The sequence below is a fragment of the Glutamicibacter creatinolyticus genome (assembly GCF_006094275.1).
GTDB lineage: Bacteria > Actinomycetota > Actinomycetes > Actinomycetales > Micrococcaceae > Glutamicibacter > Glutamicibacter creatinolyticus.
On the sequence record NZ_CP034412.1, the window covers coordinates 1,072,327 to 1,099,240 of the forward strand.

General features: G+C 68.8%; 24 protein-coding genes, 1 tRNA gene and 1 pseudogene. 15 read left to right on the forward strand and 11 right to left on the reverse strand.

All coding sequences use genetic code 11. The features are described 5' to 3' along the window. The first annotated feature begins 65 nt into the window (after window positions 1-65). From GcLGCM259_RS04905 to GcLGCM259_RS04915, 3 genes and pseudogenes are all read left to right on the forward strand, one after another. Window positions 66-713, forward strand: a complete 648-nt coding sequence (locus tag GcLGCM259_RS04905; protein ID WP_138925931.1) for an NUDIX domain-containing protein — start codon at window positions 66-68, stop codon at window positions 711-713. 3 nt (window positions 714-716) lie between these two features. Further along, window positions 717-1,784 (forward strand): site-specific tyrosine recombinase XerD, encoded by a 1,068-nt coding sequence (locus tag GcLGCM259_RS04910; RefSeq protein WP_138925932.1) that lies wholly within the window; start codon window positions 717-719, stop codon window positions 1,782-1,784. Window positions 1,785-1,838: 54 nt separating this feature from the next. Beyond that, a pseudogene (locus GcLGCM259_RS04915) lies at window positions 1,839-2,207 on the forward strand (8-oxo-dGTP diphosphatase); the annotation flags it as partial. A 276-nt stretch (window positions 2,208-2,483) separates the two neighbouring features. Here GcLGCM259_RS04915 and GcLGCM259_RS04920 read toward each other — a convergent pair. The 6 genes from GcLGCM259_RS04920 to GcLGCM259_RS04945 all read right to left on the reverse strand — a co-directional run bounded on the left by GcLGCM259_RS04920 (window position 2,484) and on the right by GcLGCM259_RS04945 (window position 7,865). Further along, on the reverse strand, window positions 2,484-2,750 hold the full coding sequence (locus GcLGCM259_RS04920) for a helix-turn-helix domain-containing protein (RefSeq protein ID WP_138178445.1): 267 nt from the start codon (window positions 2,748-2,750) through the stop codon (window positions 2,484-2,486). After that, entirely contained in the window at window positions 2,751-3,248 is a 498-nt protein-coding gene (locus GcLGCM259_RS04925; RefSeq protein WP_138178446.1) for a DUF2975 domain-containing protein, read from the reverse strand. Between the two features lie 316 nt (window positions 3,249-3,564). Then, a complete protein-coding gene (locus GcLGCM259_RS04930; protein ID WP_138178447.1) occupies window positions 3,565-4,704 on the reverse strand; it encodes a bifunctional 2-methylcitrate synthase/citrate synthase in 1,140 nt (379 codons plus the stop codon). 44 nt (window positions 4,705-4,748) lie between these two features. Then, a complete protein-coding gene (gene prpB, locus GcLGCM259_RS04935) occupies window positions 4,749-5,678 on the reverse strand; it encodes a methylisocitrate lyase (RefSeq protein WP_054821374.1) in 930 nt (309 codons plus the stop codon). Next, on the reverse strand, window positions 5,678-7,195 hold the full coding sequence (locus GcLGCM259_RS04940) for an MmgE/PrpD family protein (RefSeq protein WP_138925934.1): 1,518 nt from the start codon (window positions 7,193-7,195) through the stop codon (window positions 5,678-5,680). Before GcLGCM259_RS04940 ends, prpB begins: the two co-directional genes overlap by 1 nt. After that, window positions 7,188-7,865 (reverse strand): GntR family transcriptional regulator, encoded by a 678-nt coding sequence (locus GcLGCM259_RS04945; protein ID WP_138925935.1) that lies wholly within the window; start codon window positions 7,863-7,865, stop codon window positions 7,188-7,190. The genes GcLGCM259_RS04940 and GcLGCM259_RS04945 overlap by 8 nt, the downstream gene beginning before the upstream one ends. 386 nt (window positions 7,866-8,251) lie before the next feature. Here GcLGCM259_RS04945 and GcLGCM259_RS04955 point away from each other — a divergent pair, with 386 nt between their 5' ends. Next, entirely contained in the window at window positions 8,252-10,159 is a 1,908-nt protein-coding gene (locus GcLGCM259_RS04955) for an AMP-binding protein (RefSeq protein ID WP_138178450.1), read from the forward strand. Between the two features lie 4 nt (window positions 10,160-10,163). On the opposite strand, the gene GcLGCM259_RS04960 is transcribed toward GcLGCM259_RS04955, so the two are convergent. Both GcLGCM259_RS04960 and GcLGCM259_RS04965 read right to left on the reverse strand, forming a co-directional pair. After that, window positions 10,164-10,892, reverse strand: a complete 729-nt coding sequence (locus tag GcLGCM259_RS04960) for a response regulator (protein WP_138178451.1) — start codon at window positions 10,890-10,892, stop codon at window positions 10,164-10,166. Then, window positions 10,889-12,628, reverse strand: coding sequence for a sensor histidine kinase (locus GcLGCM259_RS04965; RefSeq protein ID WP_138178452.1), 1,740 nt, complete (start codon window positions 12,626-12,628; stop codon window positions 10,889-10,891). Before GcLGCM259_RS04965 ends, GcLGCM259_RS04960 begins: the two co-directional genes overlap by 4 nt. A 333-nt stretch (window positions 12,629-12,961) precedes the next feature. Between GcLGCM259_RS04965 and GcLGCM259_RS04970 the strand changes: the two genes are divergently transcribed. The 9 genes from GcLGCM259_RS04970 to GcLGCM259_RS05010 all read left to right on the forward strand — a co-directional run bounded on the left by GcLGCM259_RS04970 (window position 12,962) and on the right by GcLGCM259_RS05010 (window position 22,041). Continuing rightward, complete coding sequence (locus GcLGCM259_RS04970; RefSeq protein ID WP_171021281.1) at window positions 12,962-14,257, forward strand: cation:dicarboxylate symporter family transporter; 1,296 nt, start codon at window positions 12,962-12,964, stop codon at window positions 14,255-14,257. A 396-nt stretch (window positions 14,258-14,653) separates the two neighbouring features. Beyond that, window positions 14,654-15,547 carry a ParA family protein gene (locus GcLGCM259_RS04975; protein WP_138178453.1) on the forward strand — a complete coding sequence of 298 codons (894 nt, stop codon included), beginning with the start codon at window positions 14,654-14,656 and terminating at the stop codon, window positions 15,545-15,547. Then, window positions 15,547-16,548 (forward strand): segregation and condensation protein A, encoded by a 1,002-nt coding sequence (locus GcLGCM259_RS04980; protein WP_138178454.1) that lies wholly within the window; start codon window positions 15,547-15,549, stop codon window positions 16,546-16,548. The genes GcLGCM259_RS04975 and GcLGCM259_RS04980 overlap by 1 nt, the downstream gene beginning before the upstream one ends. After that, the gene (gene scpB, locus GcLGCM259_RS04985) at window positions 16,541-17,131 is read left to right on the forward strand and encodes an SMC-Scp complex subunit ScpB (protein ID WP_138178455.1); all 591 of its coding nucleotides are present in this window, start codon (window positions 16,541-16,543) and stop codon (window positions 17,129-17,131) included. The genes GcLGCM259_RS04980 and scpB overlap by 8 nt, the downstream gene beginning before the upstream one ends. 95 nt (window positions 17,132-17,226) lie before the next feature. Further along, on the forward strand, window positions 17,227-18,300 hold the full coding sequence (locus tag GcLGCM259_RS04990; protein ID WP_138178456.1) for a pseudouridine synthase: 1,074 nt from the start codon (window positions 17,227-17,229) through the stop codon (window positions 18,298-18,300). Window positions 18,301-18,381: 81 nt separating this feature from the next. Then, on the forward strand, window positions 18,382-19,485 hold the full coding sequence (locus GcLGCM259_RS04995) for a prephenate dehydrogenase (RefSeq protein ID WP_138178457.1): 1,104 nt from the start codon (window positions 18,382-18,384) through the stop codon (window positions 19,483-19,485). Next, window positions 19,467-20,156 (forward strand): (d)CMP kinase, encoded by a 690-nt coding sequence (gene cmk, locus GcLGCM259_RS05000; protein ID WP_138178458.1) that lies wholly within the window; start codon window positions 19,467-19,469, stop codon window positions 20,154-20,156. The genes GcLGCM259_RS04995 and cmk overlap by 19 nt, the downstream gene beginning before the upstream one ends. Before the next feature lie 169 nt (window positions 20,157-20,325). Further along, the gene (gene der / locus GcLGCM259_RS05005) at window positions 20,326-21,855 is read left to right on the forward strand and encodes a ribosome biogenesis GTPase Der (RefSeq protein WP_138178459.1); all 1,530 of its coding nucleotides are present in this window, start codon (window positions 20,326-20,328) and stop codon (window positions 21,853-21,855) included. A gap of 109 nt (window positions 21,856-21,964) precedes the next feature. Continuing rightward, window positions 21,965-22,041 (forward strand) — tRNA-Pro (locus GcLGCM259_RS05010). A gap of 158 nt (window positions 22,042-22,199) precedes the next feature. On the opposite strand, the gene GcLGCM259_RS05015 is transcribed toward GcLGCM259_RS05010, so the two are convergent. The 3 genes from GcLGCM259_RS05015 to GcLGCM259_RS05025 form a co-directional block, all read right to left on the reverse strand. Beyond that, the gene (locus GcLGCM259_RS05015) at window positions 22,200-22,361 is read right to left on the reverse strand and encodes a hypothetical protein (protein WP_175419272.1); all 162 of its coding nucleotides are present in this window, start codon (window positions 22,359-22,361) and stop codon (window positions 22,200-22,202) included. Window positions 22,362-22,517: 156 nt separating this feature from the next. Then, on the reverse strand, window positions 22,518-23,126 hold the full coding sequence (locus tag GcLGCM259_RS05020; protein ID WP_171021068.1) for a DinB family protein: 609 nt from the start codon (window positions 23,124-23,126) through the stop codon (window positions 22,518-22,520). Continuing rightward, a complete protein-coding gene (locus tag GcLGCM259_RS05025; RefSeq protein WP_217496554.1) occupies window positions 23,111-23,335 on the reverse strand; it encodes a pentapeptide repeat-containing protein in 225 nt (74 codons plus the stop codon). The genes GcLGCM259_RS05020 and GcLGCM259_RS05025 overlap by 16 nt, the downstream gene beginning before the upstream one ends. Before the next feature lie 205 nt (window positions 23,336-23,540). Between GcLGCM259_RS05025 and GcLGCM259_RS05030 the strand changes: the two genes are divergently transcribed. Beyond that, entirely contained in the window at window positions 23,541-24,197 is a 657-nt protein-coding gene (locus tag GcLGCM259_RS05030) for an alpha/beta fold hydrolase (RefSeq protein ID WP_138925937.1), read from the forward strand. Between the two features lie 649 nt (window positions 24,198-24,846). Further along, the gene (locus GcLGCM259_RS05035) at window positions 24,847-26,751 is read left to right on the forward strand and encodes an FAD-binding monooxygenase (RefSeq protein ID WP_138925938.1); all 1,905 of its coding nucleotides are present in this window, start codon (window positions 24,847-24,849) and stop codon (window positions 26,749-26,751) included. Window positions 26,752-26,914 lie beyond the last annotated feature (163 nt).

The following is a 26,914-nucleotide window of genomic DNA, read 5'->3' on the forward strand; positions in this document are numbered from 1 at the left end:
CCGCGGCCGCCGGCATCAGCAGCCCTGCCGGCCGGCATTGTCATCCAGATGGAAGGACCCTCTTCGTGCCCCACAACCAGCACCCCAGCGACGAATTCTCCCCGCGCACCGTGGTCTCCTCGCAGACCGTCTATGACGGGCTGATCTGGGATGTGCTGCACGATGAGGTGGATCTGGCCCCCGGCGGGCCGCGCATCACCCGCGACTACGTCTCCCACCCCGGGGCGGTGGCCGTGGTGGTCCTCGATGAGCAGGACCGGGTGCTGCTGATCAACCAGTACCGCCACCCGGTGGGCATGACCCTGTGGGAGCTTCCGGCCGGACTGCTGGACGTGGAGGGCGAAGCCCCGCTGCGCGCCGCCCAGCGTGAGCTGTGGGAGGAGGCCGATCGCACCGCCGCGCAATGGGCGGTGCTCACCGACGTGTTCCTCTCCCCGGGCTCCTCCTCCGAGGCGATGCGCATCTTCCTGGCCCGCCAGGCCAGCGAGGTGGCCACCGCGGAGCGTTTCGAGCGCACCGATGAGGAAGCGGAGATGCGTTCGGACTGGGTGCCGCTGGATGAGGCGCTGCAGGCGGTGCTGGGCGGGCGGATTCACAACCCCTCCGCGGTGGTCGGGATCCTGGCCGCCCACGCGGCCCGCGCCCAGGGCTACCGCCACCTTCGCCCGGCCGACGCCCCCTTTACGGCGCACCCGGGCCTGCGGGACAGCTAGCCGATGTCCCGCCCCCCGCTCAGCCCGGCCCCGGACGGTGCCGCTCCCGTAACCGGGCAGGACGTCCCCGCCCCACTGCAGCGCGCCCTGACCCGCTATCTGCAGCACCTGTCCCTGGAGCGCGGCCTGGCCGAGAACACGCTGGCGGCCTACCGCCGCGACCTGACCCGCTACGCCCAGGCGCTGAGCCGCCAGCGGATCGGCGATCCGGCGGGCATCACCCCGGAAGCGGTCAGCGGCTACCTGCAGCAGCTGGCCCAGGGCACCGGGGGCACGCCGGGGCTCAGCGCCCGCACGGTCGCCCGGCACACGGTGGCGATCCGCCAGCTGCACAAGTTCTGGGAACTGGAGGGGCTGTGCGTGCCCAACCCGGCCCGCGACATCCAGCCGCCCAGCTTCGGTTCCTCCCTGCCCAAGGCCATCTCCATTGCCGAGGTCAGCACGATCCTGGAATCGGTGGCGACCGACACCCCGGCGGGGCTGCGCGACCGGGCACTGCTGGAGTTCCTGTACTCCACCGGCGCGCGCATCTCCGAAGTGGTCGCATTGGACGTGGACGACGTGCACTTCGCCGCCGGCCTGCAGCCCGATGCCGACCTGCAACCCTCCACTGAGCTGCAGGCAGCCCCGAATCCCGGCAGCGCACCGGACTCCGCCGGGCAGAGCGTGGTGCGCCTGTTCGGCAAGGGCTCCAAGGAACGGGTGGTGCCGATCGGATCCTACGCGCGCAAGGCGCTCAGCGACTACCTGGTGCGTGCCCGCCCGGGGCTGGCGGCCAAGGGCAGGGGTAATCCGGCACTGTTCCTGAACCAGCGTGGTGGGCGGCTCTCCCGGCAGTCCGCGTGGATGATCCTGTCCAAGGCGGCCGAGCGGGCCGGGGTGCCCACCGAGGTTTCCCCGCATACGTTGCGCCACTCCTTCGCCACCCATCTGCTGGAGGGCGGGGCCGACGTGCGCGTGGTGCAGGAGCTGCTCGGCCACGCCTCGGTAACCACCACCCAGATCTACACCAAGGTCACCGTCGATGCGCTGCGCGAGGCGTACCTCTTCGCCCACCCCCGGGCGCGCTGAAGCCGTCCCGCCACCGCCCATCCAGAAACCCAGCCGTCCTCCAGGAGCCAGCCCATGACCAGCAGCGCCGACGCCAGCGTCAACCGGACCCAGCCGCAACCGGTGGTGCTGGTCCTGCTGCTGCGTGAGGGCCCCACCGGCCGCGAAGTGCTGCTGGGACGCAAGCTCACCGGGTTCGGGGCCGGCAACGTCGTCGCCCCGGGCGGGAAGATCGAGCCGGGGGAGAGCCCGGTGCAGGCGGCGGTGCGGGAACTGGCCGAGGAGACCGGCATGCGCGTGGCGGCGGGCGACCTGGCCCACCGGGCGAACATCGCCTTCCGCTTTCCCGCCAGTCCGCGCTCGGACATGGACTGCAGGGTGTTCGTGGCCACCGTGTTCGGCGGGCAGCCCGCGGCCAGCGGGGAGCTGGACGCCCGCTGGTACCCGGCCCAGGCGTTGCCGGTCCGGGACATGTGGCAGGACGCCGAGCGCTGGCTCCCGCTGCTGCTGGACGGGCAGCGGTTCACCGCCACCGTGCAGATGGCCCCGGACAACCTGGGCGTGGCCAACCTGCGGGTGCAGCAGTGGAACGGCGACGCCCCGGCCTGAACCGCGGCCGGACCCCGAAAGCCAGCGCCCAGAAGTCAGCGTCCGAAAGACCAGCGCGCCCACGGCCGGTTCGCGTGGCCGGTCCGCGCTGCGCTCCTGATCGGGTGTGGCCTACCGCCCGGGCGTGTTCCCTGCGCGCGCCGGCGCAAGGGACCGATCCGCGTCGCCCGGAGCATCCGGCTCCCACACCAGCAGGTCCCCGGGCTGGCAGTCCAGCTCCCGGCACAACGCCTCCAGCGTGCTAAAGCGCACCGCCTTGGCCCGTTCGTTCTTCAGCACGGCCAGGTTGGCCGGGGTGATGCCGATGCGTTCGGCCAGCTCACCGACCGCCATCTTGCGCCGGGCCAGCATCACGTCGATCTGCACGCGGATCGCCAATCAGATCACCCCGCCCAGCTCGGTGCGCAGCCGTTGCGCCTCCAGGTCGGTGCTGGTCGCCTGCGCGAGCAGCTGGCGCAGCACCAGCACGATCAGCGCGATCCCGGCCACCAGCACACCCAGCCCGCCGGTCAGCAGCACCAGTCCCGGGGCAACCGCCTCCCCGGGGGCCATCACCGCAGCCAGCGCGAAGGTGCCCAGCGCACCCACGCCGATGGTAGCGATGATCACGTCCACGTATTTGAAGGCCGCCGGGTTGAACACGGTACCGCGCCGCACCCGGGTCGCCAGCTTCCACACGCACACGATGCACAGCTCCACGACCAGCCCGACCAGCACCAGGTAGCCCAGGAACGCCGGGCGCAGATAGCCGAATTCACCGCTCGGCCCGCCCTCATCCCAGGCCGCCACCGGGACGATGAACCCCTGCAGGAACAGGGCCAGGCCCATCGCGCCGACCAGCACTATCCGCAGCGCGGCGATACTCATTCTGCCCATCGCGGGCTCCTTTCACCATCATTCACCGAGGTGCCGAACTCTGTCCGAAGCGGCGGCCCGGGAAGCGCGGTCCGCGCGACCGCCTCAGGCAACCATCCAGGCATCTATTGAGGTTCGGCTACTTCCTATCGAAAAACAATAGATCGTGGGCGGGCTTCGCGCAACCCGGTTCCGCCCGCACCCCTAAGAACCGGCGCAAAAAAGCCCGTGGGGTTGCACCTGGGTATCAGGTGCAACCCCACGGGCTGTGCTCGCGGCATTCCGGCGTTCCGGCATTTCGGCCGCCGCAGGCCGGAGGGCCAACTAGGGCACGGTGCTAGAGTTCGCGCTGTTCCGGCCCGTTGTAGGCCGACAGCGGGCGGATCAGCGAGTTCGCGGCGCGCTGCTCCATGATGTGGCTGGTCCAGCCCACAATGCGTGAGGCGATGAACAGCGGGGTGAACATCTCGGTGTCGAAGCCCATCAGGTGGTAGGTGGGTCCGGCCGGGTAGTCCAGGTTCGGCTTGATGCCCTTGGCCTCGTCCATCGCCGCTTCCAGCCCGTCGTACAGCCCGAGCATCTCCGCCCGGCCGTAGTGCTCGATCATCCGGTCCAGGGCCGCCTTCATGGTCGGCACCCGGCTGTCCCCGTTCTTGTAGACCCGGTGGCCGAAGCCCATGACCTTCTTCTTCTCGGCCAGCGCCTGCTCCATCCAGGCCTTGGCGCGCGCGGCGGCGGCCTCGCGCGACTCGTCCTTGTCGATGCCGATCTCGTCGAAGGTGTGCATGACCGCCTCATTGGCCCCGCCGTGAAGCGGGCCCTTCAGCGCGCCGATCGCCCCGGTGACCGCCGAGTGCAGGTCCGAGAGCGTGGAGGTGATCACCCGGGCGGTGAAGGTCGAGGCGTTGAAGGAGTGCTCGGCGTAGAGCACCATGGAGACCCGGAACGCGTCAACGACCTCGGGGGCCGCCTCCTCGCCGAAGGTCATCCACAAGAAGTTCTGCGAGTAGTCCAGGTCTTCGCGCGGCTCGATGGGCTCCAGCCCGCGGCGGCGGCGCTGGTCGTAGGCGACCACGGCGGGGAAGGCGGCGAACAGCTCCTTGGCCTTGCGCAGCTCCGCCTCGGGGGAGGAGTCCTCGGCCAGCGGGTTGTTCGCCCCCAGCACGGAAACCGCGGTGCGCCCCACGTCCATCGGGTGGCAGTCGGTGGGCAGCAGGTCGATCGCCGCCTTCACCCGCGGATCCAGCGAGCGGTTGGCCCGCTCGTAGGCGCAGAACTCGGTCAGCTCACTCTCGCTGGGCAGTTCCCCGCTCCACAGCAGCAGGGCGACCTCCTCGAAGGACTTGGTGGCCGCCAGATCCTGGACCGGGTAGCCGCGGTAGAGCAGCGAGTTGGTGTCCGGGTTGACCTTGGAAATCGCGGTGTAGTCCACCACGACCCCGGCCAGGCCCTTCTTAATTTCCTCGGTAGTGGTCATATTCAAACTCCTGTCGTTTTCGGTGCAGGTGCGCGGCGGCGGTGCTACAGGTCCGCGTTGTTCGATTCGATGTCCAGCCCCGGGACCTGGAAGTTGAAGATCCCGGTGTCGAATCGGTTGTACGCCTCGTAGTCGACCAGCTCGTACAGACGTGACCTGGTTAACATCCTATCCACTTCGCGCTGCTGGGTGCCCTCCTCGGCGATTGCGTTAAGCACCCGCTCGGCCGCACCCATCGCGCTGCGCAGCAAGGTGACCGGGTAGATCACCATGGCCACCCCGGCGTCGGCCAGCTGCTGGCGGGTGAACAGCTCGGACTTGCCGAACTCGGTCATGTTCGCCAGCACCGGCACCTGCACCGCGTTGCACACCGCCTCGAATTCGCCCAGGTCCTTCATCGCCTCGGGGAAGATGGCATCCGCCCCCGCGTCGACCATCGCCTTGGCCCGGTCGATCGCCGCATCCAGGCCCTCCACGGCGCGGATGTCGGTGCGCGCCATGATCAAGAAGTTCTCATCGATGCGCGCGTCGGCGGCCGCGGCGATGCGCTTGAGCATGGTGCCGGTGTCCACCACGTTCTTCCCGTCCAGGTGCCCGCAGCGCTTGGGGTTGAACTGGTCCTCGATGTGGCACCCGGCCAGCCCCGCGTACTCCAGCTCCTGGATGGTGCGGGCCACGTTCATCGGCTCCCCGAACCCGGTGTCCGCATCCACTATCGCCGGCAGGTCGCTCATTCGCGCGATCTGCCCGGCCCGGGTGGCCACCTCGCTCAGGCTGGTCAGCCCGATGTCCGGCAGGCCCAGCTCGTTGGCCAGCACCGCCCCGGAGATGTAGATCCCGTCGAACCCCTTCTCCGCGATCAGCCGCGCCGAGAGCGGGTTGAACGCGCCGGGGAACTGGCGGGCGGCCCCGGCGGTGAGCATTTCACGCAGCGCGATCCGCTTCTGGGCGGGGGTGCGGGTGGAGTACAGCATTAGAACAGGCCCTTCGGTGCGTTGGCGGCGTCGATGACCCCGGGGGCGGCCAGGATGTTCAGCTGGTCCAGCTCCCCGGTGCCCAGTTCGTCCAGGCGCTGCACGGCGGCCAGGAAGCGTTCGATCTCCGCCTCCTGGACCAGCCCCTGGGCCAGGGTGCGGAACTTGTGGATGTACTGTTCGCGGGCGAACGGGCGGGCGCCCAGCGGGTGGGCGTCGGCCACGGCGATCTCATCGGTGATCACGGTGCCGTCGGCCAGGGTGATCTCAACGGACCCGCCGAACGCCTTCTCGGCGATGTCCAGCGAGTGGTAGCGCCGGGTCCATTCGGGGTCCTCCTCGGTGGTGACCTTCTGCCACAGCTCCACCGTGTCCGGGCGCGCCGCGCGCTGCGGGGCGTAGGAGTCCACGTGGTGCCAGGCCCCGTCCTGCAGGGCAACGGCGAAGATGTACGGGATCGAGTGGTCCAGGGTTTCGCGCGAGGCGCTCGGGTCGTACTTCTGCGGGTCGTTCGCGCCCGAGCCGATCACGTAGTGGGTGTGGTGGCTGGTCTTGATCAGGATCGATGCCACGTTCTTCGGGTCGGTGGCCTCCGGGTGCTCGCGGTGCAGCTTGCGGGCCAGGTCGATCCACGCCTGGGCCTGGTACTCGGCCGAGTGCTCCTTGGTGTAGGTGTCCAGGATCGCGCGCTTGGCTTCGCCGGGCTGCGGGAGCGGCACCTCATAGGCGGCGTCGGGCCCGTCCAGCAGCCAGGCGATGACCCCGTCCTCGCCCTCGTAGATCGGCACCGGGGAGGTCTGTCCGCGCATGGCGCGGTCCGCGGCCTCCACCGCCATCTTCCCGGCGAAGGCCGGGGCGTGCGCCTTCCAGGTGGAGATTTCGCCCTTGCGGGACTGGCGGGTGGCGGTGGTGGTGTGCAGGCCCTGGCCCACGGCCTGGAAGATCGTCTCCACATTCAGGCCCAGCAGGGTGCCGATGCCGGCGGCGGCCGACGGGCCCAGGTGGGCGACGTGGTCGATCTTGTGCTTGTGCAGGCAGATCGCCTTGACCAGGTCCACCTGGATTTCATAGCCGGTGGCGATCGCGCGGATCAGGTCGTGCCCGGAGGCGCCGGTGTGCTGGGCTACGGCCAGGATCGGGGGGATGTTGTCACCCGGGTGCGAGTAGTCAGCGGCCAGGAAGGTGTCGTGGTAGTCCAGTTCACGCACCGCCACCCCGTTGGCCCAGGCGGCCCATTCGGGGGAGACCTTCTGCTCGATGCCGAACACGGTCGCCCCGGCCCCGCCGTTGGAGGGGGCGTGGGTCAGCGCCTGGGCGCGGGCGGCGATGATCGGGCCGCGGTTCAGCGAGGCGACGGCGACCGAGGCGTTGTCGATGATCCGGTTGATGATCATCTCCTTGACCTCGTCGGTGACCTCCACCGGGTCGGCGGCAACCACCGCGATCTTGTGGGCCAGCTGGTCCTCGCGGGCCAGGTTTTCCTCGGAACGGTACACACGCACGGGATGATTAATCATGGTTGCCTTTCAGCTCGGTTGCATGCTTGATGATGTGGTCAAAACTTTGGTGCAGATGCACGGTGGTGGCCGCCGCGGCCAGCTCCGCATTGCGGGCCGCGATCGCCCGGGCGATCTGGGCGTGCTCCGCGGCCGAGGCGCGCAGCCGGGCCGGGTGGTCCTTGGCCAGGCGCCGCACCCGCTGCAGGTGCACCCGCAGGTTGCGCAGCGCCGCGCCCAGGTAGCCGTTGTCCGCGGCCTCATCGCCCAGCTCATCCAGGCGCGCCACCAGCCGGTAGTACTCATCGGCGCCGATCCGCTCACCGTCGGGTGGTGGTCCGGAGGGGTCAAACCCGGCGGCGGCCCGCTCAAACTGGTCGGCCAGTTCGGCAAAGGCCGGGGCCAGCTCGCTGCGGCAGGCCAGGCGCGCGGCCTCGCACTCCAGCACCCGGCGCAGCGTGAACAGGTCATCGAGGTGCTCGACGGAGACCTCGGAAACCACGGTGCCGCGCCCGCGCTGCTGCACGGCCAGCCCGTCGGCGACCAGCCGGGCCAGGGCTTCGCGCACCGGGGTGCGCGAGACGCCCAGCCGGGCGGACTGCTCGACTTCGGCCAGCACAGTGCCCGGACTCATGCGCCATTCAACAATGTCCCGGCGCAGGATCTCGTAGGCTTTTTCGCTGGCTCGCATGCCCCCAGTGTATACACAGATCGGGAACAAGCGGCGAAAGTTCCGGCAATCTTCCGTAAATTTCGGACTTTATGTATACACGACCCTTGAATGTGGGTGAGCTGGATCATAGGCTGTAGCCCAAGCGGGGCAGGCGGATGCGGGATCGTCCACCGGGCCCTGCGCTTCAGCGCGGCGGGGAGGTCATCGCCCGGCCGCGCTGAACCAAAACCACTGGAAGCACGGGAACCACGGGAACCACCGGGCCCACCGGGCCCACCGGAACCGCCGGGCCCACCGGGCCCACCGGAACCGCCGGGCCCACCGGGCCCATTGGAAGGCAGCCCCCGGCACCGCCCCGCCCCGGCGGGAACCGGCGCCGGGAACACAACACACAAGGAGCACGCATGGCACAGGCATACCGGCAGGCATACGCCGCAGCGGTCCAGGACCCCGGGGCGTTCTGGCTCCAGCAGGCCGCGGCCATCGACTGGCGGCACGCCCCGCGCACGGCACTGGATGACTCCCGCGCCCCGCTGTACTCCTGGTTCCCGGACGGGATGCTGAACCTGACCGTCTCCGCGCTGGACCGGCACGTGGCGGCCGGGCGCGGGGAGGCCGCGGCACTGATCTACGACTCGGCGATGCTGGGCACCACCCGGACCTACAGCTACGCGCGGCTGCTGGAGGAGGTCGCCGGCTTCGCCGGGGTGCTCGCCGCCCGCGGGATCGGCGTGGGGGACCGGGTGCTGATCTACCTGCCGATGATCCCGCAGGCGGTGATCGCGATGCTGGCCTGCGCCCGGATCGGGGCGATCCACTCGGTGGTCTTTGGCGGGTTCGCGCCGCGGGAGCTGGCCTCGCGGATCCAGGACGCCACCCCGGTCGCGGTGATCACCGCCAGCGGAGGGATCGAACCCAGCCGCAAGGTGGAGTACCTGCCGGCGGTGGCCGAGGCGCTGGACCTGGCCCCGGGCAGCGTGCGCGATGTCATCGTCGCCCAGCGTGAGGGCTTCACCCACCAGCTGGCCGAGTACACCTGGCGCGGGGAAAACTGGCTGGACTGGGACACCCTGGCCGCCGACGCGTCGCCGGCCGAGGCGGTGCCGGTGCCCAGCACCCACCCGCTGTACGTGCTGTACACCTCGGGCACCACCGGGGCGCCGAAGGGCGTGGTGCGGGACACCGGCGGGTACGCGACCGCGCTGGCGTATTCGATGGGTGCGATCTTCGACGTGAAGCCCGGGGACGTGATGTTCACCGCCTCCGACGTGGGCTGGGTGGTCGGGCACTCCTACATCGTCTACGCCCCGCTGCTGGCCGGGGCGACCACGGTGCTCTACGAGGGCAAGCCGGTGGGCACCCCCGACGCGGGGGTGTTTGGCCGGATCATCGCCCAGCACCGGGTCACCACCATGTTCACCGCCCCCACCGCGCTGCGCGCGATCCGCCGGGCGGATCCGGAGGGCGGGCTGCTGACCAGGCACGACCTGTCCAGCCTGCGCGCCCTGTTCGTCGCCGGGGAGCGGCTGGACCCGGACACCTACCACTATGCGCAGCGGCTGCTGGGCATCCCGGTGGTGGACAACTGGTGGCAGACCGAATCGGGCTGGCCGATCGCCGCGAACCCGCTGGGGCTGGCGGCCATGGAACGCAAGCCCGGTTCGCCCTCCACCCCGGTGCCCGGGTTCAACGTGCAGATCCGCGACGGGCTGGGCGCGGCGCTGCAGGCCGGGCAGGAGGGCAACATCCTGATCAAGCTGCCGCTGCCGCCCGGGGCGCTGAGCACCCTGTGGGGCAACGACCAGCGCTTCATCGACACCTACCTGGCCCAGCAGCCCGGCTACTACCTGACCGGGGACTCGGGGTACATCGATCAGGACGGGTACCTGTTCGTGATGGGGCGCACCGATGACGTGATCAACGTGTCCGGGCACCGGCTGTCCACCGGGGCGATGGAGCAGGTGCTGGCCAGCCACCCGGCCGTGGCCGAATGCGCGGTCATCGGAGTCAACGACCCGCTCAAGGGCCAGCGCCCGGTCGGGTACGTGGTGCTCAAGTCCGGGGCGGGGATCGGCGCCGAGCAGCTGCGCGGGGAAGTGGTGGACATGGTGCGCCGGCAGATCGGGCCGGTCGCGGACTTCCGGGAGGTCAAGATCGTCGCGGCGCTGCCCAAGACCCGCTCGGGCAAGATCCTGCGCAAGACCATGCGCCAGATCGCCGACGGGCAGGACTACCAGGTGCCCTCCACGATCGAGGACCCGCAGGTCATCCAGGAGCTGATCCCGCTGCTGCGCCCCCAGGGCCCCGCCTGAGCGGCTAGGCCGAACGGTACTCGTATTCGGGCCGGCCGCGGCTGCCGTGGCGCGGCTGCTTGAGCAGCTGGCCGGTGTCGGCCAGGTGCTCCAGGTAGCGCCGGGCGGTCACCCGGGAAATGCCCAGCGCCGCGGCCAGCTCGGTGGCCGAATAGGCCCGGCCCCGCTGCCCGGCGAGGAACCCGCTGATCTGCTCCAGGGTCTGGCGGATCAGCCCCTTGGGCAGCTGCTGGGCGCGCTCGCTGGTGCGCAGCGCGGAGAACGCGTGGTCGATGTTCGCCTGGGTCGCCTCCGCCCCGGAGGAGTGCATGCTGGCCACGAACTGGCGGTGGTTGGCCAGCTTCTCCGCGAACGCCGCGAAGGAAAACGGCTTGATCAGGTACTGGGTGATCCCGCTGGCCACCGCCGAACGCACCACCTGCAGGTCGCGCACCGCGGTGATCGCGATGATCCCCACGGTCAGCCCCTGCCCGCGGATCCGGCGGGCGACGTCGATCCCGTGCAGATCCGGCAGCGTCATGTCCAGCAGCACCAGGTCGTAGGGTTCTGCCGCGTCCCGGGCCTGGGCCAGCAGCGCCAGGGCCTGCTGCCCGTTGCCGGCCACCGCCCCGGTCCAGTACCCGTCCACCCGGGCGATGAAGTCGCGGTGGGCTGCGGCGGTTTCCGGTTCATCGTCCACCACCAGGACCTTCAGGCCCCGTTCGGCCTGCGGTGCGCCAGGCGCGCGGTTCATTGCTCGTCCTTAGTACTCGGTTCGGTGCTCGTTTCGGTGCCCGCGGTGCCCGTGGCGCCGTGGGCGGCGGGCAGCGGCAGGGTGACGGTGAAGATCGCCCCGGCATCATTATCCACCGTGATGCTCCCGCCCAGGCGCAGCACCGCCTGCTGCACCAGCGCCAGCCCCAGACCGCGCGGCACCTGCCCGCCCTTGGTGCTGACCCCGAAGCGCATCAGGTCCTTGAGGAATTCCGGTTCGATGCCCGGCCCGGAGTCCGCGACCGAGATCAGCAGCTCATCGGGCAGCCCGACCACCTCCACCCAGACCGTGGCGGCGTCGCTGCCCACCGAGACATCCAGCGCGTTATCCAGCAGGTTGCCCACGATCGTGATCAGGTCGGTCGCCTTGAAGCAGTCCGGCGGCACGGTGCCGGAGGCGGAGATCTCCAAACGCACCCCGCGCTCGTGCGCCTGCGCGGCCTTGGCCACCAGCAGGCTGGAGAGGTAGGCGTCGTCGATGCTGCCCACCACCAGGTCGGTCAACGCCTGGGAGCCCTGCCGGTCGGCCAGCGCGAAGTCCAGCGCCCGCTGCTCCCGGCCGTTCTCGATCAGGGTGGCGATCGTGTGCAGCCGGTTGGCGTGTTCGTGGGTCTGGGCGCGCAGCGCGGTGGCGAAGGTCTTCAGCGACTGGATCTCCCCGGTCATCTCCTGCACCTCGGTCAGGTCCCGCAGCGTGACCACCACGCCGGTGAACGGGGTCGTGGCCAGCCAGCGCAGCGGCAGCATCCGGCGCCGGCGCAACAGCTCCGGCTGGGTGGCCCGGGCCGAAACCTTGGAGACCGCGACTACGCTGCTGGCGGTCACGTGGATCTCATCGCGCGCCGAGCGGGCGCTGGAGAGCAGCTCGCGCAGGCTTTCGGGCACCCCCAGCTGCTCGATCCCAAACCCGTCGGGCGGGGGAGTGGCGGGCAGGCCCAGCAGCCGGGCCGCCTCATCGTTGTACAGCACCACCCGTTGGGTGCGGTCCATCAGCAGCAGCCCCTCGCGCACCGAATGCAGCGCGGAGAAGTAGAACGCGTAGAGCCGGCGCATCCCGTGCGGGCCAAAGCCCAGGGTGGCGCGCTGGATGTACTTGGAGAACCACCAGGAGCTGGCCGCCCCCAGCGCCAGCACCACCGCGCTGGGCCCCAGCAGCTTGGGCAGCTGGCTGCGGTAGGTGTTCTCCAGGTTCGCCACCGTCACCCCGACCGCCACCCAGCCCAGGGTGCGGCCCTGCTCATCGTTCACCGGGGCGATCGCGCGCACCGAGGGGCCCAGCGTCCCGGTGAACTGTTCGACGTGGGAGCGCGCCTCGGTGGGGATGGTGCCCAGGTAGGTGCCGCCCAGCTGCCGGGGATCGGGGTGCGTCAGGCGCACCCCCTCGGGGGTCATGATCGTGATGAAGTCGATGGTGCTGGTCTCCTCCAGCACGCTGGTGGTGAACGGCTGCAGCCGCGTTGCCGGATCCTTTCCGGCCAGCTCGCTGCGCACGAACGGGTCCCCGGCCAGGGAGAGGGAGACCGTGGTGACCAGGTCACGGCGGTCCTGCAGGATCACCGTGCGCTGGTGGGCGATGCCGAACCAGGCCAGGGCCAGCACCGCGATGAGCACCAGCAGCATCTGCACCGCGAAGATGCGGGCGGCGAACGTCCACGCGTCGCGGTTGAGCCGGCGCAGGTCGCCGGCGGCGCGCGGCAGGCCAGGGACAGCGGGCATGGGCACCTCTTCGTGGGAAAACCGGTCTGTGAACAGATTGCGCCGTCCGACGGGGCGGATGCAAGACGCCGTGCGCACCGCCACCGCCTCAAGGCCCGCACCCGGGACCCGGTCCCCCGGGGCCGCAGGGTGGGCGGAAAACGCCGTGCCGCGCGCGCCGCGCGGACCCTGGCCGCCAGCGCCGCGCGGGTTCGCCGGCAAACGTGATGTGAACAATATGAACACAAGGGAGACGGACGTCACTGTACCGCGCACCATGGATGTGACGAACTTCCCTCCGCCGGCCACAGTGCCGTGGCGGTGGAGCAAACCCTTGCAGATCCTGGAGTGAACATGGCTGTCATCGACGAAACCCCGCAGGCGCACTCCGCGCCCCCGAAGAAGAAGGACCGCACCCACTGGCTGTACATCATGGTGATCGCCGCCGTGGTGCTGGGTGCCGCCGTCGGGCTCATCGCCCCGGAGCTGGGCAAGGCGCTCAAGCCGCTGGGCACCGGATTCGTGGCGCTGATCAAGATGATCATCGCCCCGGTGATCTTCTGCACCATCGTGCTGGGCATCGGTTCGATCGCCAAGGCCGCGACCGTGGGCAAGGTCGGCGGGCTGGCGATGATCTACTTCCTGGTGATGTCCACGTTCGCGCTGGCGATCGGGCTGGTGGTGGGCAACATCATCCACCCCGGTGAGGGCCTGGAGCTCAAGCCCTACGACCCGAGCACCGCGGCCGGGGAGAACCCGACCGTCGCCTTCCTGCTGGGCATGATCCCCGGGGACATCCCGGTGCTGCCCACCCTGGTGCTGGCCATCTTCGTGGGCTTCGCACTGCAGTCCATGGGCAAGAGCGGTGAGCCGGTGCTCACCGCGATCAAGAACATCCAGCTGGTGGTCTTCCGCATCATGATGATGATCATGTGGGCTGCCCCGATCGGCGCCTTTGGTGCGATCGCCGCGGTGGTCGGTGCCACCGGGTGGGCCGCGATCGGTTCGATGGCCATCCTGATGGGCGCGTTCTACCTGACCTGCGCGCTGTTCATCGTGGTGATCCTGGGCAGCATGCTGCGCCTGGTGACCGGGCTGAACATCTTCGCGCTGCTGAAGTACCTGGCCCGCGAGTACCTGCTGATCTTCTCCACCTCCTCCTCCGAATCGGCCCTGCCGCGGCTGATCGCCAAGATGGAGCATGCCGGGGTGTCCAAGCCGGTGGTGGGCATCACCGTGCCGACCGGATACTCCTTCAACCTGGACGGCACCGCCATCTACCTGACCATGTCGGCGTTGTTCATCTCCACCGCGATGGATATGCCGATGAGCCTGGGCCAGCAGATCGGCCTGCTGGTGTTCATGATCATCGCCTCCAAGGGCGCCGCCGGGGTCACCGGTGCCGGGCTGGCCACGCTGGCCGCCGGGCTGCAGGCGCACAAGCCCGAACTGCTGGGCGGCATGGGCGTGATCGTGGGCATCGACAAGTTCATGTCCGAGGCCCGCGCGCTGACCAACTTCACCGGCAACGCCGTGGCCACCTTGCTGATCGGCAAGTGGACCGGCGAGTTGGACGCGCAGCAGGCCCGCGCAGTGCTCTCGGGCCAGCGTCCGTTCGATGAGCTGAGCCTGAACCCCGACGCCCACTAGGGGCAGCGCTGGATGAAGCCTCCGGCGCCATGGGGACCGGCGCCATGCCGGTGCTCGACGTCACCCGGACAACGCCCCGCCACCCGGCGGGGCGTTGTTCCGTTTAACCGGTCCGGCCACCTGGGCCGGGGCGTTGTTCCGTTTAACCGGTCCGGCCACCTGGGCCGGGTCGTGCAGGGACCGGGGAGGCCGGGCGCGGGTTTGCGGCCGGACTCCCGCCGCGGCGCCGGGCAGCGCCGCTCTTTGGGATCTTCAGCGTATATACAGCATTTGAGTTAAGGTTCAAGGTCAAGGCTCGCCGTGCAAGAGGGGAAATTCCCCTAAATGCACCACGTCGGGCGATAACCTGTAGACAAGCAAATGACCGATCCGAATGGGAAGTGTGGTTCGCCAATCGTGAGCGAGGAACAGGGCAAGATCCGCGGGGCAGGAATGCTCAAGGAACCAAAGCCGGTGGGACCCACCGGCAAGCCGCTGACCGATTTTCCCGAACCCGAGCCGCTGCCGTCGCACGGTCCGGCCCGGGTCATCGCGATGGTCAACCAGAAGGGCGGGGTGGGCAAGACCACCTCGACCATTAACCTGGCCGCGGCGCTGGCCGAATACGGCCGCAAGGTGCTGCTGGTGGACTTCGACCCCCAGGGTGCGCTGTCGGCCGGCTTCGGGATGAACCCGCACGAGCTGGACGTGACCGTCTACAACGTGCTGATGGAGCGCAACACCGGGATCCGCGACGCGATCCGCACCACCGAGGTGGCGAACATCGACCTGCTGCCGGCGAACATCGACCTGTCCGCCGCCGAGGTGCAGCTGGTTAACGAGGTCGCCCGCGAGCAGGCCCTGGAACGGGCGCTGCGCGAGGTGATCGACGACTACGACGTGGTGCTCATCGACTGCCAGCCCTCCCTGGGGCTGCTGACCATCAACGCGCTGACCGCCGCGCACGGGGTGATCATCCCGCTGACCGCCGAGTTCTTTGCGCTGCGTGCGGTGGCGCTGCTGATGGAGACCATCGACAAGGTCAAGGACCGGCTGAACCAGATGCTGGAGGTCGACGGGGTGCTGGCCACCATGTACGACGCCCGCACGCTGCACAGCCGCGAGGTCATCGGCCGGCTGGACGAGGCGTTCGGGGAGAAGCTGTTTGAAACCGTGATCAAGCGCACCATCAAGTTCGCCGATGCGAACGTGGCCGCCGAACCGATCACCTCCTACGCCTCGAACCACCCCGGCGCCGAGTCCTACCGCAACCTGGCCAAGGAACTGATCTACCGCGGCGGCGCCCCGTAATGACCGCCACGCTCACGCATGCGCCAGCCGGCGACGAGCGGAGTCAGGAGCCCGCCGCCGGCGGCAGCGGGTTCCACCTGGAGCTGGCCAACTTCAACGGGCCGTTCGACGTGCTGCTGCACCTGATCACCAAGCGCGAGCTGGACATCACCGAGGTGGCGCTCGCCGAGGTCACCGACGAATTCATCGCCTACCTGCGCGCCCTGCAGGCCCAGCCCGGCGACGGGCTGAAGATGCTGGATGAGACCACCGAATTTCTGGTGGTCGCCTCCACGCTGCTGGACCTGAAGGCCGCCCGGCTGCTGCCGCGCGGGGAAATGGCCGACGACGAGGACTTCGAACTGCTTGAGGCCCGGGACCTGCTCTTCGCCCGGCTGCTGCAGTACAAGGCGTTCAAGGAGGCGGCCGCGGTGCTGGGCGACCACTACGACGCCGAATCCGCGCACATTCCGCGCGAGGTGCCCCTGGAGCCGCAATTCGCGGCGCTGCTGCCCGAGCTGATCTTCAACATCACCCCGCAGCAGTTCGCCCAGATCGCCCGCCAGGGCCTGGCCCCGAAACCCGAGCCGGAGACCGAAGTGGGGATCTCCCACCTGCACGGGGCGAATGTCACGATCGGCCAGGAAGCCGAGACCATGCACCGGATGCTCACCGAGCGCGGCTGCCTGGACTTCACCCAGCTGGTGGCCGACGCCGAAAGCCAGCTGGTGGTCGTGGTGCGCTTTCTGGCGCTGCTGGAAATGTTCCGGCAGAAGGCGATCAGCTTCCGGCAGCCGGCTCCGCTGGCGCCCCTGGTGGTGCAGCTGACCCAGGACGGTGAGCTGGACGCGGCGGCCATGGAGGATGACTACACCGGCACCGCAGCCGGGGACAACGCCAAACCCGGTGCCGCCAAGCCCGGAATCACCAAGCCGGCCCAGGGCGCGATGCCCGATGACGCCGCGTCCGCCGGTGGTGCCGGGCGCGCGCCGCAGGAGTCGCTGGAGCCGGTCCATGGATGAGCCGGCCGCGATCGACCAGCTGCCCGGGGGGCTGCCCGCGGGCCTGGAGGCGGTGCTGATGGTCGCCGATCAGCCCGTGTCAGAACAGCGTTTGGCGCAGATCTTCGAGGTTTCGGAGATCCGTATCACTCAGGCCCTTCGGGCGCTGGCAAGCGAGTATGATAGTAGGGATCGTCCGCGCGGATTCGAACTTCGACGCGTCGCCTCCGGGTGGCGCATCTATTCGCGTCGCGATTATGCCGATTTCGTCTCCAGCTATGTTCTCGATGGGCAAACAGCGCGCCTGAGTCAGGCGGCCCTGGAAACCCTGGCTGTCATCGCCTACCGACAGCCGGTCTCACGTGGACGGATATCGGCGATTCGAGGGGTCAACGTCGACTCGGTGGTGCGCACACTGCTGAACCGGGGGTTGATCGCGCACTATCCGGAAGTGGGCGACGGCGGAGCAGCGCTCTACCAGACCACGGAGTACTTCCTGGAGCGGCTGGGCCTGTCCAGCCTGGATGAGCTGCCGCCCCTGTCCCCGCACCTGCCCGGTGTCGCGGACCTCGAATCGCTGGATTCGGCAACCTTCGACGACTAGGTCAACGCCCCGGTGCCGTTGCCCCTGGTCGCGATGCGCCGCCACCTGGGCGGGGCAGCAGCACGTGCAACGCAAGAGCAAAGGGAAGATTCGACATGAACAAGGGTTCATCCACCCCCCGCAACCCGCGTGGGGGCCGGAACCGGTCCCAGTCCGGCGGCAAGCCGACCGGCGGCAACCAGTTTGGCGCCCGTTCCGGGGGCAAGTTCTCCGGCAAGCCCGGCGCCTCCGGCAAGCCCGGCGGCAAGCCGGCAGCCCGGCAGGGGGCCGGACGCAGCAAGAACGAGTCGGCCGCCCCGCGCAAGAACGCCGAACGCGCCTACGGCAAGGACCCGTACAACCGCACCATCAAGGGCGACTACGCCCGTCCCACCCAGCGTGCCCGGGCCGCCGCCCGCGCCGAGGCGCAGAACCGCCGCGCCGCCCAGGGTGAATCCACCGAGGGCGTGCGCCTGCAGAAGGTGATGGCCAACGCCGGGGTCGCCTCCCGCCGCGCCTGCGAGGAAATGATCACCGAGGGCCGCGTTGAGGTCAACGGGGAACTGGTGGTCGAACTCGGTGCCCGGGTGAACCCGGAACGCGACGTGATCCACGTCGACGGGATGCGCGTGCAGGTGAACACCGCCCACAAGTACTACGTCTTCAACAAGCCCAAGCACGTGGTCTCCACCATGGAGGACCCGGAGGGCCGCCGCACCATCAGCGACTACTTCAAGAACGAGCACACCAACCAGCGGCTCTACCATGTGGGCCGGCTGGACTACAAGACCGAGGGCCTGCTGATCCTGACCAACGACGGGGAGCTGGCCAACCGGCTGCAGCACCCGAAGTACGAGGTCCCCAAGACCTACCTGGTGCAGGTCGACGGCCCGCTGGCCAAGGGCGTGAGCAACAAGCTGCGCGAGGGCGTGAAGCTGGAGGACGGCTGGGCCTCGGTGGACGAGTTCCGCATCATCGACATGACCCCCACCCGGGTCATGGTCGAGGTCACCCTGCACTCCGGGCGCAACCGGATCGTGCGCCGGATGTTCGACGCGGTCGGCCACCCGGTGCAGCGCCTGGTGCGCGTGTCCATCGGCCCGATCCAGCTCGGGGACCAGAAGCAGGGCACCATCCGGCCGCTGGGCAAGCAGGAAGTTGGCCACCTGATGGCCATGGTCGGGCTCTAGGACGATTCGAGGCGTCCCACCGGCCGGCAGCGCCCGCCCGGCGGGATGCACAGGCAGGATTGGACAAGCGGAACTAGGAACATGAACACTTCGCATCTCGCCGGCCCGGTGCTGGTGATCGGAACCGGGCTGCTGGGCACCAGCGTCGGGTTGGGGCTGCGCGCCAAGGGCGTGGGCGTCTACCTGCGCGACATTTCCCCCTCGGCCGCCGGGGTCGCCCAGGACATCGGCGCGGGCACCATCCTGCAGGCCGGGCAGCGCATCGCCCCGGAACTGGTGGTTATCGGCGCGCCGCCGGATGTCACGGCGGACCTGGTGGCCCAGGCGCTGCTGGAGTTCCCGACGGCGGTCGTGGTGGACATCGCCAGCGTGAAGGGTTCGATCCTGCGCGCGCTGCAGGCCGATGCGCGCCTGGATGCGGCCGCCCGCTCCCGCTATGTGGGCACCCACCCGATGGCCGGGCGGGAAAAGTCCGGTCCGGCCGCCGCCCGCGGCGCGCTGTTCACCTCCATGCCGTGGGTGATCTGCGCGCACCCGGGCAGCTCGGCGCGCGCGGTGAAGACCGCCGAATCGCTGGCCATCGACCTGGGCGCGGTGATGCACCGCATGGGCACCACCGAGCACGACGAGTCGGTCGCGCTGATCAGCCACTTCCCGCAGGCCGCCAGCTCGATGATCGCCTCCCGGCTGCTCAACGCCCCGGCCCACCAGCTGGGGCTGGCCGGCAACGGGCTGCGCGACACCACCCGCATCGCCGCCAGCGACGAGAAGCTGTGGATCCAGATCTTCTCGCACAACGCCCAGGCGCTGATCCCGATCCTGGGGGCCATGAAGGATGACCTGGACCGGCTGATCACCACCCTGGAAAACCCGCAGGGCCCCGGCGCGCTGCTGGACCTGTCCCAGCTGATGACCGAGGGCAACGCCGGGCATGCGCGCATCCCCGGCAAGCACGGCGCCCCGCCGCAGGCCTTCGCGCTGGTCACCGTCGTGGTCGATGACCGGCCCGGGCAGATCGCCCAGCTGCTGAACGAGATCGGGGCGGCCGGGATCAACCTGGAGGACCTGCGCATGGAGCACTCCGCCGGACACCAGGTGGGCCTGGTGGACGTTTCGGTGCTGCCGGGACGGCGCGATGAACTGATCAACGTATTGACGCACAACGGATGGAAGGTAGTGCAGTGAGCAGCAACGAACACCTGGTGATCGCGATCGACGGGCCCAGCGGATCGGGCAAGTCCTCGGTCTCCAAGGCCGTGGCCCGCACCCTGAAGGCCGCCTACCTGGACACCGGGGCCATGTACCGGGCGGTGACCTACGCGGTGCTGGCCTCCGGGGCGGACCTTTCCGACGACGCCGCCGTCGCCCAGGCGGTGCGCGAGGCGGACCTGCAGATCTCCACCGACCCGGACGCCGAACTGGTGGTGATCGCCGGGCAGGATGTGACCACCGCGATCCGCGAACCGCGCATCACCGAAAACGTTTCGGCCGTGGCAACCAACCTGGACGCGCGCGCCGAACTGGTCCGCCGCCAGCGCGAGATCATCGCCGCCCACCCGCGCATCGTCGCCGAGGGCCGGGACATCACCACCGTGGTCGCCCCGCAGGCCCCGGCCAGGATCCTGCTCACCGCCTCCGAGGAGGCCCGGATGCGCCGGCGTGGGCTGGAGCTGGGCGGCACCCAGAGCCAGGAGCAGCTGGCCACCCAGGTGCTGGCCCGGGACAAGAAGGACTCCACCGTGGTGAACTTCACCCAGGCCGCCGACGGGGTGATCACCGTGGACTCCTCGGACCTGGATTTCGAGCAGACCGTCGCCGCGGTGCTTGACGCGGCCGGCTTCGGACGCGAAGACTAGCCACAACGGCGCCGCCGGCCCCACCGGCCGCACCCCCGCTGCGGGGCCCGGCATCCGGTGGCGGCGGGGCCGCCGCAGCAGACCGGCGCCCCGACACAGACTTAACCGACCTTCCGGCCGCTGTCGTGAGACAACCGGCTGGCCGTTCATTGCCTTGAAAGGGAAGATCATGAGCGAGAAACACCTGTCCGACGAAGACTACATCCCGGTCGGCGACGACGACATCGTCCAGCGGCTGGACGCGCTCAGCGACGAGGAAGCCGAACAGCGGGCCGAAGCGCTGCGCGCCGGGCTGGCCGAATACGACCTGGACGATGAGGACGCGGCCCTGCTGGCCGGGCTGGGCACGGAGGAAGACGAGGACGCCGAGATCGGCATCCCTCCGGTGCTGGCCGTCATCGGGCGCCCGAACGTGGGCAAATCGACCCTGGTCAACCGCATCCTGGGGCGCCGCGAGGCGGTCGTGGAGGACGTGCCGGGGGTGACCCGGGACCGGGTGGCCTACGACGCCGAATGGGAGGGGCGCGCCTTCTCCCTGGTGGACACCGGCGGCTGGGAGCACGACGCGAAGGGGATCCACGCCTCGGTCGCCGAGCAGGCCGAGATCGCCGCGGACGTCGCGGACGTGATCCTGTTCGTGGTCGACACCCATGTGGGGGCGACCGCCACCGACGAGGCCGTGGTCAAGATGCTGCGCCGCAAGGGCAAGCCGGTGTTCCTGGTGGCCAACAAGGTCGATGACTTCAACCAGGAGGCCGAGGCCGCGATGCTGTGGGGCCTGGGCTTCGGCCAGCCCTGGCCGGTCTCCGCCCTGCACGGACGCGGCACCGCGGACCTGCTGGACGCGGTGATGGAGAAGATGCCGCAGTACTCCGCCTTTGGCGGGGTGATCCCGCGCGGCGGACCGCGGCGCATCGCGCTGATCGGCCGGCCGAACGTAGGCAAGAGCTCGCTGCTGAACAAGCTCGCCGGCGCCGAGCGCGTCGTGGTGGACAACTACGCCGGCACCACCCGTGACCCGGTGGACGAACTGGTCGAGCTGGGCGGGGATGTGTGGCGGTTCGTGGACACCGCCGGCATTCGCCGCCGCCAGCACATGGCCGTCGGGTCGGACTACTACGCCTCACTGCGCACCCAGGCCGCCCTGGAAAAGGCGGAGGTCGCGGTGATCCTGCTGGCCGCCGACGAAGTGGTCTCCGAACAGGACGTGCGCATCATCCAGATGGCGATCGAGGCCGGGCGGGCCATGGTGGTGGTGTTCAACAAGTGGGACAACCTCGATGAGGACCGCCGTCACTACCTGGAGCAGGAAATCGAGCGTGACCTTGCGCATATCGACTGGGCACCGCGGGTGAACATTTCCGCGCTGACCGGCTGGCACAAGGACAAGCTGGTCCCGGCGCTGAACACCGCGCTGGAGTCCTGGGACAAGCGCATCCCCACCGGCAAGCTCAACGCCTTCCTGGGCGAGCTGGTGGCCGCCCACCCGCACCCGGTGCGCGGGGGCAAGCAGCCGCGCATCCTGTTCGGCACCCAGGCCTCCTCGCGTCCGCCGCGCTTCGTGCTGTTCACCACCGGTTTCCTGGATCCGGGCTACCGCCGGTTCATCGCCCGCCGGCTGCGGGAAACCTTCGGGTTCGAAGGTTCGCCGATCGAGGTCTCGATGCGCATCCGCGAACGCCGGGGGCGCAGGTCCTAGAGTCCTCGATTCGATCCCGCACCCGAATGTGGTGTAGGGTTATCTAGGAGCTTTTCGCAGGTGGCACCGCCGCTTTTCGAAGTGGGGGAGAACGGCTGCGAAAGCATTTCGGGCTATGGCGCAGCTTGGTAGCGCGCCTGACTGGGGGTCAGGAGGCCGTGGGTTCGAATCCCGCTAGCCCGACCAACGCTCGAGGGCGGAAACCATCTGGTTTCCGCCCTTGACTGGTTTTTGGGCCCCTTCCCGCGCGATTTTTTTCACCCCCCGCCAGGGGTAGGGCTATAGGCAATAAAGTGTGTCTGGCCCGGGCGTGTTCCAAGGCCAGACACCTTCAAGACCAGTGACTAGTAGCTGTTTCGAATCCAGCCTCTTCTGATGAACTGTCCATCTTCGGTACTAGCGCCGGTGCCATAAAGCTCCGGGCCGATTGGCTCGTCATCTGACACTTGCTCAGCTGCCTGGATGTCGTGCCGTTCTTTTTCATGGGTGAATGGCAGATAATACAAGTATGGGATTGTCCAGTAAGCTTCACACTTATGGATTGAATACCCATGTGAACCTTGATCCTGTCCCGGCTTTCCGGGGCAGGACCAGGTTTTCAGACACACTTTATTGCCTATAGGCCCCCCCGCGGCGAGGCCACCGGCGTGTGGTGCGCCACATTATTCCGGGCCGGGGTTTTCGTCGGCGGGTTGGCCCTGCCGGCGTTGCCCCTCACCGCGGACCGCCAGGGACTTCAGGTCCCGCACCGCGTAGCGCAGGTGTTCGTATTCCTCATCCAGGAGCACCCGCAGTGCCGCCCCAACGCTGAGCATGACGCTGTGCTCTGCGTCCCAGGGGTGGCGGCGTGCTGCCTGCAGCGACTGCGCGTCCTGGACCAGCAGGAAATCGCGCACCTGCTGCTGGCGTTCGGCGCGCACCTGCAGCACCCGCGAGAAGTCCGGATTCGATTCGCTGAACACCGACTCGTCGTAGCCATCCAGCGCGTACTCGTGGTTCGGCACCCCGATCGGATGGTAGGGATGCTCCTCACCGAAGATGCGGCCGCGCAACCAGGTGTTGGTGGCCATCACCAGGTGGCGCAGCGTCTGGGCGAAGGACCATTCCCCGTCCACGCTCAGATCCTGCGTCCCGGCGGGCAGCTCATCCAGGGTACGGCAGGCGGCCGCCCAATGGGCGCTGACCGCATCCCAGGACTGGAGCAGTTCTGCGCCGTGGTGCGAGCCGCGCAGCTCTCGCCCCGGGAACCGGCGGTTCAGTTGCTGCTCCACGAACCCGGTGACCCCACGTCGTTGAGGAACACGCCCTGACTCCCGGCACGGAACCAGGTGCCGTCGATGCGTGCGCCGCCCAGTTCAACGGCGCGCATCCGCACCTCGCCCAGGTCGCAGCGGGTGAACCTGGCCCGACGCAGGTCGGCATCGGTGAAGTGCGCCTGCGGCAGCTGCCCAAAGGGGCCCAAGCTCCTCGCGTCGTCCATTTCGCACCCCCACCGTCTGCTCTGCGCCGGTGGGGACATTCTGCCACCACGGTTTGACCGGCACCAGGAAAAACCGCGGACGGGCCGGTCGGCCAGCTACGTGCGCGCCGGGAATTTCTGCCGATCCGCCACGTGGCGGGGTGATTTGTTCTAGGCTGGGGCCAACGGCACGATGCGCCGCCGGGCAGTGAAGGAGTGATGCGCAATGACCACGTTGTTTCTCACTGGAGGCGGGCTGCCGGGATGGATTTGGGACCAGGTGCGCGCCTATGTGCGCGAAGGCACCGAGGTGGTGCAGTTTCCCGACGGCACCGGGACCCTAAAGGAGCATGCCCAGCTGGTCATCGAGGCCATGCCTCCGGGGGAGGAGCAGGTGACGTTGGTGGCCCACTCGGTGTCGGCGACCGTGGCCGCCCAGGTCGCGTCCATGGTGCCGCGGCGCCTGGACGGGGTGCTGCTGATTTCCTCGCTGCTGCCCCCGCGCGGAAAGTCCCTGGTCGATGTGCTGCCGCTGGTCGGACCCAAGCTCGTTGCGCCACAGCTGGTGAAGAGCGGGCTGAAACTCAGTGAGCGCAGAATTCGGGCGATGCTGCCCGGCGTGGCCGAGGTCGTGATCGACAAGCTGCTGCGTGAGATGGGCGCGTTCTCCGGGCAGGTGCTGGCCGACGCGACCGGCGAACCGCAGTGGCCCGCCCGCCGCGGCTACGTGCTCACCACCCAGGACACCGCGGTGCCGGCGGGAATGCAGTCGCGGGTGGCCAAGCGTTTTGATGCGACCATTTACCAGCTGGAGACCGGCCACCTGCCGATGCTCACCAAGGCCCGCGAGCTGGCGCGCATCATCGAGCGGTTCAACTCCTAGGCGGCGGGGTCGACAGCCGCTAGCGTCCGGCAGCCTCCAGCGGATTCCCCGGTAACGCGGCCCGGCTTTGGCGCGGCGCGTCCCGGCTGCGGCCGCGGGGCGCAAGGGGAGTGCCGGCACCGCCCTCAGTGGCCGTCCCGGTGGCTGCGCCTCCGGTTGCTATAGCGGCCATGACGGTACTGCGTCCCTTGTCTCCCTTCGGCAACCGTCCTTGACGGAGGGTGGCCAGAACCTACGGCGGAACCGGAGGGGGCTCCTGGCTTGGTCGAATGACCTGTTGCTGCGCGACGCATTGACCAACCATGTCTCACCGCGGCCCTGCCCAGTTCGCGCAGGCGCTCGCCGAGCACCGGGATGGTGATTGCCCCGCACCGCGAGGACTGTTCCACCGAATGCCGCGCGAACCTATCCGCAGCCCCGGAGGGCACGTTGGTGGCCTCCGGCGCGGTAGGGCTGGCAAGGCGAGAGTTTCGAAGAGGGTAACGAAACCTGTGGCGCACAGCAAAGCTTAAGGTGTTGTCTGCGCCTCCTGGGCTTGTGTCAGCACTCACAGGCACTTATAGTGGTTGTGCGATATGCGAATATGACGTTCGATAATCGAACAACTCTGATCTTAGGTTTTGCTTTCACAAAGCAGTGAGGAAGAACTGTGCAGTTTCACCACAACGGATACGTATCGACCGATCCGCGCGTCCAGCCGGCCGCCGGGCTGGGCCTGAACCGGCCCGAGGAGCTGCCGGACCAGATGGACGTGCTGATCGTCGGTTCCGGTCCCGCCGGCATGATCACCGCCGCGCAGCTGGCCCAGTTCCCGAACGTCAGCACCCGCATCATCGACCGCCGTCCCGGACGCCTGGCCATTGGGCAGGCCGACGGCATCCAGGCCCGCAGCGTGGAGACCTTCCAGGCCTTCGGCTTCGCGGAGCGGATCACCGCCGAGGCCTACTGGATTACGGAGATGAACTTCTGGTCCCCGGACCCGCAGAACCCGAAGAACATCGTGCGCACCGACCGCACCATGGATGACCCGCACGGCATCAGCGAGTTCAAGCACCTGATCGTGAACCAGGCGCGCGTGCTGGACTACTTCGCCGAGTACGCGAAGAACTCCCCGGGGCGCATCACCCCGGACTACGGCTACGACTTCAAGTCGCTGACCGTCGAGGAGGGCCAGGAGTACCCGGTGCGCGCCGTGCTGGAGTACACCGATGGGCCGAAGCAGGGCACCGAACGCGTGGTGCGCGCCAAGTACGTTGTCGGCTCCGACGGCGCCCGCTCGAAGGTGCGCCGCTCCATCGGCGCCAGCCTCTCCGGGGACCAGGCCTTCCACGCCTGGGGCGTGATGGACACCCTGGCCGTGACGGACTTCCCGGACATCCGCATCAAGTGCGCCATCCAGTCCAAGGCCGGCTCGATCCTGCTGATCCCGCGTGAGGGCGGAAACCTCTTCCGGCTCTACGTGGACCTGGGTGAGGTGCCGCACGATGACAACGGCAAGATCCGCCAGACCAGCCTTGAGGAGATCATCGACCACGCACAGCAGATCCTGCACCCCTACACCCTGGACGTGAAGGACGTGGCCTGGCACAGCGTGTACGAGGTTGGCCACCGGCTCACCGACCGCTTCGACGACGTGCTGGTCGATGAGATCGGCACCCGGGAGCCACGCGTGTTCATTACCGGCGATGCCTGCCACACCCACTCGGCCAAGGCCGGGCAGGGCATGAACGTGTCGATGCAGGACGGCTTCAACCTGGCCTGGAAGCTGGGGCACGTGCTCTCGGGGCTCGCCCCGGAGCAGCTGCTGCGCACCTACTCCGCCGAGCGCCAGGTGATCGCGAAGAACCTCATCGACTTCGACAAGGAATGGTCGACCCTGATGGCCAAGAAGCCCGAGGAGTTCGAGGACCCGAAGTTCCTCTCCGACTTCTACGTGCGCACCGCCGAGTTCCCGGCCGGCTTCATGACCGAATACCAGCCCTCAATCCTTACCGGAGAGGCCGACCACCAGCAGCTGGCCGCCGGCTACCCGATCGGCAAGCGCTTCAAGTCCGCGATGGTCATGCGCTGCGGGGACACCAACCCGGTGCACCTGGGACACCACCATCGGGCCGACGGGCGCTGGCGCATCTACGTGTTCGCCGACGCCGCCGCCCCGGGCGCCGACTCGCCGACCACCTCGCTGGCGCAGTGGCTGCGCGAGTCGCCCGACTCCCCGGTGGTGAAGTACACCCCGGCCGGCGCGGACATCGACTCGCTGTTCGACATCAAGGTCGTCTACCAGCAGTCCTACCGTGACTTCGAAATCACCGACGCCCCGAAGATCTTCCTGCCGAACAACGGCAAGTTCGGTTTGACCGACTACGAGAAGGTCTACGCCGCGAAGGCCGATGACGACATCTTCGAGACCCGGCAGATCAGCCGCGATGGCGCCATCGTGGTAGTCCGCCCGGACCAGTACGTCTCGCACGTGCTGCCGCTGACGGCCACCGATGAACTGGCCGCCTACTTTGAGCCGCTGCTGAAGGCGACCGACGCGGTCGCCACGGCGTAGCGCTCACCCGCGCACGGTCTCGGTGCGCTGCCCACGGGGCCGGAACCTGCCAGTTAGCGGCAAGGTCCGGCCCCGTTGGCCTTCCCCGACCATCCCCGGCTGTTGGGGCCCGGTCCGCGGGAATTCCGGGACGGGCCCGGGGGTTATGCCTAGGACGCAGGCA